The following is a 10,373-nucleotide window of genomic DNA, read 5'->3' as shown; positions in this document are numbered from 1 at the left end:
GATGTTGACCCAGGAACCCCCGATAATACTAACGTATGTAAAAATGCATAACCCTGTGTTGGGCAGATAGGTGTTATCCGGGAACAGCACTCTACAAAAGCCGTTGGAGGCAAGAATACACATCTGCACGGAAACGACAGTCAATAAGTATGGGATGTAGACTGTTTCACGGACCTGGATATAGAGGAAGAGATTGTAAAAGAATAGAAATATCCCTATACCCAAAACCATTAAGTTCAATCCGAAATCATGCAATCTTCTGTCGTAAAAATTATCTGGATTCGCCAATTGAAGGTCAAATTTCAAAGGCGAACGCCCTTTGAGTGACACATAAATGTCAACAGGCTCTGTCAGCTCAACGAGGAAAGCTGGATATCTGTTCCTAATGTTCTTCGCGTTAATGCTAAATGACTCGGTTTGATCGCCACTTTTGACATTCGCCAGAAGTCTGCCTCTTTTGTCGAAAACGAATATTTCGATGAAATCAGACGACGGATCAAGGCTTTCTATGACGATTTGTTGCTTCTCATCGCCGGCATGATCAAGGGCGAAGCGCACCCAAAAAGTGGATCTGGAAAATCCAAACATAAGAGCTGCATCGCGACCGTGCCCGACCCAGTGGGACCTGTCTTTTGGCAGTTCTAAAACTCCCAAATGACCATTTTTATCTTCAAATATCTCCAGATGCCGCGACAGGCTTAATATTCCCTTACCCGGCGCAGTCAATCCTTCTGCCTGAAGGTTGTCGCCAACGAAGATGCTTACAAACATTACTATCATGATTTTAAGGATCGGCTGCCGCATCTCGTCCCCTCACAGCCCTATCACAGGCGTTCCACCCTCAATTTCGACAGTACGAAGCGAAACTTAAGCGCTTAATGTGAGTATAGGAGCTTTCAATCAAATTCCAGATGCGGGATTGAAACCCGCAATGTGGAAAGCTGATGGGAGGATACTGTGGCGTTTATCTTGGCGAGATTGCAGTCTGCAAATATCAACGGCAGGAGCCTGATATTCACATTTTCGATAAGGGTTATTCCACCCATATTCGACACACTTTGATAACATTCAGGATTTTGCGAGCTCGATCTGATCATTTCAGCAATACACCGTGCATGCGTGAAATCCTGTAGCCATGCAATTCCGAGCTATTTCTCACGCTCCAGCCGGGATTGCTCGGAGTGATCATGCTGAACATCGCCTTCAACTCACCGCTCACATATCTCTTACCCAGGGGGATTATTCCTCGCGTTCACCTGGGAGATAGGGCAATGACTATAGCTAGGGCGATAAGCTGAATTCCACGTTGAGCCTTCAATGTGCAGCAGAGCCCTGCCTGTCATGCACGGGCAGGGCAAATTCACTCCAGATGGCAAATCTCAGATCACATGGCTTGCTTTATGAAAAACAGAAACCTTATAGGAAAATAGCCGACTTGGCAGGACAATCCTGAATCGAAAGCTATAGAAGGCGCCGTTGTCGAGAGGCTTGATAAGCTGGACGGATATCGATCCGCCTTCGGCCATCAGGTAGCGTCGAACGGCATCCATTCCCACGCCTCGACCCGATATTTCGGATACCGAAGAACTCGTGGAAAGACCCGATTCGAAGATGAGTTCGGCAACTTTTGACGCAAGATCCGCCTCCATTGGGTTTAGAATTCCACGGCTCAGACCCAAGTCGCGCAAAGCTTTCATGTTCAAACCGCGCCCGTCATCTTGAACTTCGATGATGAGGCTGGAGCCCTCTTGGATAAGCTTGATCTCAAAGAGGCCTGCAGGTGATTTTCCCGACGCGATCCTATCCTTTGCCTCTTCAATTCCGTGGTCCAAAGAATTGCGGAGGATGTGGACGAACGTATTCCTCAGCAGCTGCTGACCGGCATAAGTGATTCTGAAGCCAGGATCATCCAGCTTCAATATTGGCACTTCCTTCCCTAGATCCCTTGCCAGGCGGTCCGAGACGCGGAAGAGGTCCTTCAGCACATCCGAAGCAGAGTCAAAGCAGATTTCGTCGAAACTTCGAAGGAATGACTCTACATACGCCAGATCAGAAGTGCTGAGTCGCTTGAAATCCACGCGATTCAGTTCGCCAAGTTTTTCCTCAAAGAACCCGCGTTCCATCGAAATTTTCATGGCTGCACCCTTGGGCCTGCCTAGTTTCAATGTACTGATCTGCTCATAGGTCGCGATGATTGCTCTAGCTCTTTGTAGGTCATCAATCAGGCTCGCTCGATCCCAGCTGGCATCGCTCTCCTTTAAAAGGATTGCGTAAGACTGCTCGATGTCATGGAGGATACCTGTCATTTTAGTGAACGAGTAACCTCGGGCTGTTCCCTTGATCGTGTGCAGGTTCATAAACAGGATCTTGAGAACGTCCGGTGACTTCTCAGCGGTTTCCCTTATTAGACGTTCATTTTCATCAATGAATCGAAGACTCGATTCAATAAACCAGTCAAACTTCTCAAGTGAGACGCCTACGATCTCAGCAATCAACTCAAGCTCTCTCTTCTGCTCAATATTGACCGTTTCCAACTTTCTAATCAGTGACACATCCTTGAGGGACACGAGAATTGTCTCGACGTTGCTGTTTTTGTCTAGAATCGGGTTCCAGCTGATCTTCAGACTCTTCCTATCATGACCAATCAGAACATCAACCTCGGTGATCAGGTGATGGGCATTCAATTCAAATACGAAGGAGGGCTCATTGAGGACGGAGCCGATCGCACTTCGTATCCTGTCCTTCTGATCGCTGTTGAGGTCGCTCCAACCAAATAGGAAATCCACTGCCTCTTTGCCAGCGATGTCGTTCGTACCAAATATTTGGGTCATCTGCGCCGAGAAATTTCCATGGATAATTCCAGGATCCACTATCTTGCATACGCCCTCCGGTATATGATCCAGCATCGACCGAAGTTCCCTTGTTTGCCTTTCGACCTCGTTGGCGAGATTTTTGCTGAGCTTCTCTACCGTTCGGAATGCTTTGGCAAACATGATGGCGATAACCTGTCCCTGCGTAAAACTCAGGGCTACCAATCCAAACGGCAGAAGGAATACGCTGGAATTGAAAAATCCGGCGCCTACAAAGATATCGAAAAGTCCTGTCAGAACGATGGAAGACATACCCAGGAACGATATTATCGCTCCTGGACGACGCTTCATCGCCTCCCTAAGCACCATGCCCGTCGAATAGATTCCCATGGCTGCGATAGGTAACTGATTGAGAATAAGCAATTTTGAGTAAAATGAAACCCGAGTGACCATCTGCAAAGCCAGGATCGCAAAAGAAAAGAAGAAGTAATACTTCAAAAATCTGGGAAAACGCCCTGGCCTGAAACTCTGAAATAGGAAGGCGGCAAGGAAAGCCATCCCCAGATTGGCAGTCGCCAGCTCGAGCTTCCTGCAAATCTCATAAACCAGAGAACTGGGTTCCGGAAAAAGATGCACCATAACGCTGCTCATACCTGCGAAGCGGAAGATGCATGACCCTATGAATCCGCAAAGCAGGAGGCTGGCGTAATCCTCTTTTCTATGCAGATAAAGGCTGAGATTGTAGATGAACATGATCACGAGCATCCCAATGACGCTCATGTCGACCAGCCATTGAACACTCATGAGACGATGCAACGCACGGTAGGTGCCAATTTTTGGCGTCACCCATATCCCGATATTCTGCCAATGGAAATTCGATATATGAATGAAAAGATAGTGATCGCCACTTTCCTCAATCTTGAATATTCCTAACGGCTCGCCCGTTTGTGGGATCGACGTTATGGGGCTATCGCCAGGCCTTCCACCTGACACGACCTTCTGTACTTTTGCAGGACTACCGGATGGGAAGAGGAATGCAGCGAATGCCGTATCAGCTCGCACTGTAATCCCTAGCATGTCAGGCGATGCCTGAAGACCTTCGAGCCTCAAGACATACGTGCCCCATCCCGCACGTCCAAAATCTGTCCGACCTTGACCGTCGGGGTCATTGGGAAGAAGTGCAGGAACTTGAACGGACAGGGCGGAACGCTGCGGGCCCCTCTGGATCTCATCGGCGTTGAGGAAAGCGCGCGGATAGAAAGTCCACTCACCACTGAGCTGCAGGATTGGCTGCGCTTCGATATTCCAACCCTGGAGACTGGCCCGTGCGGCTTCGATCTTCGGTTGGAATGTATCGGGGTTTCGCTTGCAGGCTAGAACCCACATGATAACAAAGGCGAAGGCCACGAGGATTTCGAATCGCTTCAGCTTCATGGACAGCTCGTTTCCCGTTCTAGTTTGCTCGGACTTGGCAGCATTAGTGCATATTTATTATGAGGTTTTTTTAAACAATTGTAAAGATGCCAGGGTAAGGAGCACGGCCTCGTCTGCTGACCGCAGAATATGTCTTTTACTGTCGACGCTCACCTGCGAATGCAGCTTTCACGTTTTCGTTTTTTAGGGCAGCTAGCAGTGCGGGGCTCACGCTCTCCCATGCGGCACCATAGAGGCGACTTGTTCCATCTGCAAACTGGGCTCCGGCACTCGTAACGGCAAACAAAGCTCCTGTTTGCTCGTCAATCCAAGGACCTCCCGAATCTCCCTGACAAACTTGCCCGACTGCGCCTTGAGGCTGTATCGCAAAACGCATGGTATAGTGTTGAGCGGTTGGACTTGCTAGAGGCAGATTCAGTTTTTGAACTTCTCTGTCAGAATAGAGCACCCGCTCAGTGGCTGTCCCGCATTGAGTCGTGCCGTAGCCATAAATTGTGGCTCTTGGTGGTAATGCGCCGGCTGACCTTAAAAGCGGAACCGTCGCGGGAGCCGCAGCTTGACGAAAGATGACGAGGGCGACATCCAGCGATTCCCGTTCAAGGCAAATTTCACGCTCATGAAGGGTTTTTTGCATGCAGTTCAAAGGCGTCGGATGCAAGAGTACGCCCCGACCTACCAAGGCCACGCCCTCATTGGGACCACTCAGAGGATAATATTCGATAAGATCTTTGCCGCGTACGCAGTGATCGGCCGTAAGCATCGCCTGGGGCGCGATCCAGGCACCGGTGCAAAAAGCCAAGGAGTCTCCCGCACTCGATTCTATCTGCGAAACGAAAGGTGCATGGCCATTTGTGCCATTTTGAATCAAGACCTTGTTCATTGTCTGCTGGCCGCACGATGCAAGTAATGGAGCCAGCCCTACCATAAGTGGTTTCAATACAACTCGATAGCCCATGTGAATCCCTCCTCCTCATTTTAGATATCCGACCCGTATAAGAATCCTCAAAAATATTCCGATAGCTGATAAAGATCGGAGGAAAAGGCGTAAAATGTCGGTAAACATACCCATCGGGTGGACCAGCCTTTTATCATGGGCCTGGATCGTTTTGGGCATGACCAGCCTCCATGCCGGCGAAAGTCTGCGAGAAAAATATGACCGTTATGCTGACCTTCAATACGACAATCCTCACGAAGCCATCAGAATATATACAGAAATAATGGAAAATTGTTCTCCACACAAGGATTTGCAGTTGTGGGTCCAGGTTTCCATTAAACTCAGCACAGCCCTCTATTATCTGGGTCGCGATGCTGAAGCGCAGAGCATTATCACCCCAATGCTGGAGCGGCTGGAGGGATCAGACCTCCATGATTTTCATGCTCAGGTCTTATTGCTCCAGGTCAATAGCATGGAAAGATCGGAAAAAAGACTTGACGTTATCAAGCTTTTCCGGAAGTTGGACCACCTCGCCGAAGTTGTGAAGGATCCCCTGACAGTGGCGGCTATTTCCATCGCTAAATCCAACGAAGCCAAACGTATTGGAGAGATTGACCAGCGCAATTTATACATCCAAAAGGCTTACAACATTCTGCGCTCCGCACCCAAGGGCGCTCGCTATTATGCGATGTTGAACAATATCGCCCTGGCCTTTATGGGGAACGCCAACAAGGATGACGGTGAAGCGATCGACATTCTCAGAGAGGTGGCTCTGTATGCCGAGCAACACCAGCTCCGCTTTCTTGGTGTGCAGGCCTTTTCCAACCTTGCGGCAAAACTGGAAGAGGCAAAGGTTTACCCTGAGGCCCTGGATGCTTTTAGAAAGTCAATTGCTTATGCGGCAGCTATCCAGGACACGTTCAATATCGCCTTTGGCATGAAAGGGATAGCTACCTTGTTTAATTCGCAAGGGCACCATGCCAAAGCCATCGAAGAATTCACCAAGGCCAAAGCGATCTTTGCGAAGTTTGACGATCCCGGACCTATCATTGAAATTAACCTGCACCTCGCTGATTCCCTGAATGAAGTAGGTCGGTCAATGGAAGCTCTAGCCTTGGCGCAGGAGTTGGAAACAACCATTGATAAAACTTTAGGCACCTCACGCATGATGGACTATCTAGATATTAGAAGCCGCATCCACCAACGTCTGGGCGAGTACCGATTGGCTCTCGATGACCATTTGCAGGCCGACAAGCTAAAGAGCACAATCTACGCCGAGCGAAGCCAGGAACTTGCCAAGCGTCCACATGAGCGAGTTCCAGCTTGAGCGCCGGGATGAGCGCAATAAACTTCTTGAACAGGAAGTGCGCATCAAAAACCTTGAGCTTGTTCACCAGGAAAAGACCACATACCTGATCATCATGGCGCTGGCCCTGTCGATGATTACCCTTGGCATTATCGTTTTTGCGTTTGCAAGATTACGCAAGCAGAATAAGCAAATCAGTCAGCTGCATCGCTACATTGAACAAAACGTCTTGCAGCGGTTTTTGCCACCCGTGCTGGTGCAGGAAATCCTCGAAGGAAGATCGCGTCTGGATGATCGTGCCAAGCTTGAAACCGTCACGATCATGTTTGCTGACCTTTGCGAGTTCACCCGAGCTACCGACCATCTAGGGGCGGAAACGATATCATATATTCTGAATGATTTCTTTATTCAGATGAGTGACGTCATTTTCTCGGAAGGAGGCACCATTGACAAATTCATCGGCGATGCCATCATGGTCATCTTTGGAGCCCCCCTGCCTATGAATCCAGACGAACAGGCCCAGCGTGCTGCGCGCTGTGCCCGTAAGATGCAGTCCAAACTTCGCGAACTCAATTCCAGTTGGGAAATTATTAAAGGCGAGCATTTTGCAATGCGGATCGGAATTCATCAAGGCCAGGCCGTGGTTGGGAGCTTTGGTGGGGCCAGGCGAGCAGACTATACGGTCGTTGGCACATCCGTAAACATTGCGGCTCGCGTGGAAAGTCTTGCCGAGCCGAATTCGATCCTCACGACAAAAGCCATTTCACAATACTTTCCCCAGGAGGAATTTGAATACCGCGGCATGTTTAGCCTGAGAGGGATCAAGGACGAGATGCCCCTCTTCAAGCTTCAATCGTCCGAGTATCAAAGTTCCACTGACGACGTGGCTTGACTTCTTCTCAAAGAGGAAAAATTGATCCAGCCGCAGCTGGACCAGCGAAGGTACCTTGTTCCTATTCGCAGCCAACTAATAAACTCACTGTTTTCGCTTCAGTCACAAACACAGTGGCCGGAGCAATGAAGCAGAACTCATTCGAGCCAGAGAACGTATAAATCCCGATTGGCAAAAGGAAGGTTCCACTCCAGGAATCGGGTTCAAAAGCATCGCCTGTCGACGTGTTTTCTGCGACGACCCGGATCTGACCAACATCGATATCCTTACCGGGGTCATAAAAATTTTTTAAGTTGTACCCTACTTCGACTGTTTTAGCACTAGCAATTGAAGACAGAGGAAGAGCCAGGCAAAGAAGGCCGAATATGGCATTTCTCATTTCATTTCTCCGGATGATTTATTTTTGCGGGAATGGAATTCGGAATCATTCTACAATTTTTCAGTCTATGGAAATGCCCTGCAGAATGGCAGCCTTGCCCTGCGCGGTGATAATACCAAGAGCACATGGTGCGTTGAATACGGCTGAATCATCGCGAGTAAGATTTTCATTGGTTACATTGGGATGGATTCGATGCATTTTTTTCACCAGGAGGCTCTTCCGAAGGATCGCCTCGAACTCAAAAGCCAGATCTCTGGAAATTTCCTTCGAAATGTGCTCTCCATAAGCGCCTTTAGTATAAAAGACGCAGTCCTGCAAAGCCCTAATGGAATCTTCGGCGGATTTGATCTCAACATATCGGTAATTGGAAACAATCGAAGTCATGTAATTGTTCTCTGACCTATAGAGAGCAGACACCGAATTGCTATCCTGCCCAGCAGCTCTGTACTGTTCACTCGCCGCTTCTGCAAACTGCGCAAGATCGGTCCTCCCCGCAAGAGCGCTCGTCCCTAAAAGTATTGACGCCATGAGTATAGCTGTTTGTTTCATGTGCTTTCGTCCTATTCAGAAGATGGTTGAGGTCAGCGTCCTGCACTAACAACTCTTTTTAACCAGGTAACGACTTTTCACAAGACCTCACACTGAACTCGTCAGGTCCACTTCTAAAATCGAAGGCGCCGTTGAATGTTGATCAGCATTTTCCCTGGACTACTCACCGTGGCTAACTTTTTCGAACCCATCTTAAAATGGCAGAGAGGCACTTGATCTATAGGCAACATGAATGACAGCCTGTTGACTAACAGTCAAAACTCGAACCTTTATTTGACGTCAAATCAGTAGGCGGACCAAAGGGGGGTGTCTTAGCCTGGGGATTAGCAGATCAAAATTCACGAAAGGAGAATTCTTCGATGAAGAAACTACTCATGAGCCTCAGTTTTGTAGCGACGCCGATGTTTGCAGCAGATGAGGGCCCGAAGTGGCCTGAACCAGACTATCGCGCTTGTTATCAGGGTAATGAGGCCGAAATCACATTTAACGATCTTAACGTGGAAGCAACTTTGGTTGATACCCCGACATCGAACGTGACGACAAAACGTTCAGGAGCCTTGGCTTGCACCAAAACCTCACAGCAGGACGACACCCAGTATCGTTGCTGTGTAAGCCCGAACATTCCGGCCCACCCAGGCCAATGGTGATTTGAACTCTTGGCGTCGGACAAGGCCCTCTTCTCGAAGGGGGCCACTTGCCCATCTGTGACGCTAGTACGCAGCTTTTAGCGGTCAGACTTCAGTAAGGCCAAGGTTCCCAATGCCTCCCTGATTTGGCTGACGGTGATAAGACCCAAGCTCAAAGGCTGGGAACAGTAAATTCCAAAGTCATCGTTGACCAGCTGAACGCGATTGCCCCGCCAAGGATTGTTTGAAAAGCGACCCTGTCTTGGACGATTCAAGACGTCCGTAATCTCCTCGTCGCTCAAGCCAGCGGTACGCAACGATTCAATGTCGGGAGCTATAACATAATCCCACGCGTTGCTGTCCTTTCGAGGAAGGTGCACGGCGGCACTACTGAGAACCTTCTCATAGCTACCCTTCTGCTCCTCGTTTTTGGAAATAACCGCGCAGGATAGCGATTTTTCGCTGCTTGCAGGCGCTTTGCCCAACAATTCGCCTTTGCTCACCATGCCGTCGCCCGAAAATACTGAAGCATCCGGCACAACCAGCTTAAGATTTTTCAGCTCAGTCTCTAAAGTAGAAATATAGCTGTCAACCTCCTGGTCCGCTGGCGGCTCTTGATAGAGAGCTTTCAGGGGGCTACTCAGGCCACTGATATCGGCAAATGCATTATTGATGATGATTTCGGCCAGCGAAACATGAGCCTTGTAGAATTGGAACTTCTCCGAACCAACGGCGACACTCAAGGAGCCCGCATCGCTCGAAAGCACCTTAATATTCTGCTCCGGGCATGCTTCTGATTTCGGTATGCGGATGGTGTCAGCCTCGATTGTGAAACCACGCTCATCGGGGCATTGAAACAAGGGATTGGACTTGCTGGCCATCGATAGGGTGCTGCCGTTTATGTAGAGCAAGGGGCTATTGACGCCGTCCTCAATGCTTTTTAATTGGAACGCTGTTGCGGCGGGACTCCAATATCCCTGGAGTAGTTCAGCATTCACCGCCAGGCTTTTTTTAGGCCCATCATCACTTTTACGGCAGGCAAACAAACTGGAAGCCAGGCAGAGTGCAAACATCTGATACTTCATAACTTTTAAACCTCGTTAGCAAATTATCCAACAAACACTGTCACCTCCTAAACACCCAAGACTGCAAAATCTGTTACCGGCACCCTCGAAAAAAAATTTTCCATCAATTACGCTGACCTCTAGAAGGCATAGCCTACCGAGATTCGCAGGGCACGCACGAGGGTCAGTTCCGAAATGGCATTATCAATATTTTGGATCATTTCATGGTCAGTAAGAACGCGAGTGTATTTTGGAACATCAGAGGCACGAGTGTCGGGTCTATGGAATCAAAGACATTACCCGCACGGGGAGTATAAGTTTCTGCAAATGTTGGTTCAGCAAACACTTGCCACAAATACTTGAATGCTGATTTTATCTG

The 10,373-nt window shown here is 48.9% G+C and carries 9 protein-coding genes; 3 read left to right on the top strand and 6 right to left on the bottom strand.

The features are described from left to right. The 3 genes from VE954_RS37305 to VE954_RS37295 all read right to left on the bottom strand — a co-directional run. Positions 1 to 804: 7TM-DISM domain-containing protein (locus VE954_RS37305; protein ID WP_324962744.1), on the bottom strand; the 804-nt coding region annotated here is incomplete at its 3' end. Between the two features lie 575 nt (positions 805 to 1,379). Continuing rightward, positions 1,380 to 4,244, bottom strand: a complete 2,865-nt coding sequence (locus VE954_RS37300; protein ID WP_324962743.1) for a 7TM diverse intracellular signaling domain-containing protein — start codon at positions 4,242 to 4,244, stop codon at positions 1,380 to 1,382. Between the two features lie 136 nt (positions 4,245 to 4,380). Next, positions 4,381 to 5,199 carry a trypsin-like serine protease gene (locus VE954_RS37295; RefSeq protein ID WP_324962741.1) on the bottom strand — a complete coding sequence of 273 codons (819 nt, stop codon included), beginning with the start codon at positions 5,197 to 5,199 and terminating at the stop codon, positions 4,381 to 4,383. 94 nt (positions 5,200 to 5,293) lie between these two features. On the opposite strand from VE954_RS37295, the gene VE954_RS37290 reads away from it, so the two are divergent. Both VE954_RS37290 and VE954_RS37285 read left to right on the top strand, forming a co-directional pair. Further along, entirely contained in the window at positions 5,294 to 6,505 is a 1,212-nt protein-coding gene (locus tag VE954_RS37290) for a tetratricopeptide repeat protein (protein WP_324962739.1), read from the top strand. Then, entirely contained in the window at positions 6,486 to 7,376 is an 891-nt protein-coding gene (locus tag VE954_RS37285) for an adenylate/guanylate cyclase domain-containing protein (protein WP_324962737.1), read from the top strand. Before VE954_RS37290 ends, VE954_RS37285 begins: the two co-directional genes overlap by 20 nt. Positions 7,377 to 7,437: 61 nt before the next feature. Here VE954_RS37285 and VE954_RS37280 read toward each other — a convergent pair whose 3' ends face one another. Then, positions 7,438 to 7,755 (bottom strand): hypothetical protein, encoded by a 318-nt coding sequence (locus VE954_RS37280; protein WP_324962735.1) that lies wholly within the window; start codon positions 7,753 to 7,755, stop codon positions 7,438 to 7,440. 60 nt (positions 7,756 to 7,815) lie between these two features. Next, positions 7,816 to 8,304, bottom strand: a complete 489-nt coding sequence (locus VE954_RS37275) for a hypothetical protein (RefSeq protein WP_324962733.1) — start codon at positions 8,302 to 8,304, stop codon at positions 7,816 to 7,818. 359 nt (positions 8,305 to 8,663) lie between these two features. Between VE954_RS37275 and VE954_RS37270 the strand changes: the two genes are divergently transcribed. Next, complete coding sequence (locus VE954_RS37270) at positions 8,664 to 8,951, top strand: hypothetical protein (RefSeq protein ID WP_324962731.1); 288 nt, start codon at positions 8,664 to 8,666, stop codon at positions 8,949 to 8,951. Between the two features lie 77 nt (positions 8,952 to 9,028). Here VE954_RS37270 and VE954_RS37265 read toward each other — a convergent pair whose 3' ends face one another. After that, positions 9,029 to 10,015: a hypothetical protein gene (locus VE954_RS37265; protein ID WP_324962730.1), complete on the bottom strand. Its 987-nt coding sequence runs from the start codon at positions 10,013 to 10,015 to the stop codon at positions 9,029 to 9,031. Between the last annotated feature and the right edge of the window lie 358 nt (positions 10,016 to 10,373).

Source organism: Oligoflexus sp. (assembly GCF_035638955.1).
In the GTDB taxonomy this organism is placed as follows: domain Bacteria; phylum Bdellovibrionota_B; class Oligoflexia; order Oligoflexales; family Oligoflexaceae; genus Oligoflexus.
The sequence above is the reverse complement of the archived record's forward strand: the minus strand, read 5'-3'. Positions and strand labels throughout refer to the sequence as shown.

Bases quoted from the DNA above. Each gene is read 5' to 3' on its own strand.
- VE954_RS37300 (WP_324962743.1), bottom strand. From the start codon at position 4,244: ATGAAGCTGAAGCGATTCGAAATCCTCGTGGCCTTCGCCTTTGTTATC.
- VE954_RS37290 (WP_324962739.1), top strand. From the start codon at position 5,294: ATGTCGGTAAACATACCCATCGGGTGGACCAGCCTTTTATCATGGGCC.
- VE954_RS37275 (WP_324962733.1), bottom strand. From the start codon at position 8,304: ATGAAACAAACAGCTATACTCATGGCGTCAATACTTTTAGGGACGAGC.
- VE954_RS37265 (WP_324962730.1), bottom strand. From the start codon at position 10,015: ATGAAGTATCAGATGTTTGCACTCTGCCTGGCTTCCAGTTTGTTTGCC.
- VE954_RS37280 (WP_324962735.1), bottom strand. From the start codon at position 7,755: ATGAGAAATGCCATATTCGGCCTTCTTTGCCTGGCTCTTCCTCTGTCT.
- VE954_RS37295 (WP_324962741.1), bottom strand. From the start codon at position 5,199: ATGGGCTATCGAGTTGTATTGAAACCACTTATGGTAGGGCTGGCTCCA.
- VE954_RS37270 (WP_324962731.1), top strand. From the start codon at position 8,664: ATGAAGAAACTACTCATGAGCCTCAGTTTTGTAGCGACGCCGATGTTT.
- VE954_RS37285 (WP_324962737.1), top strand. From the start codon at position 6,486: ATGAGCGAGTTCCAGCTTGAGCGCCGGGATGAGCGCAATAAACTTCTT.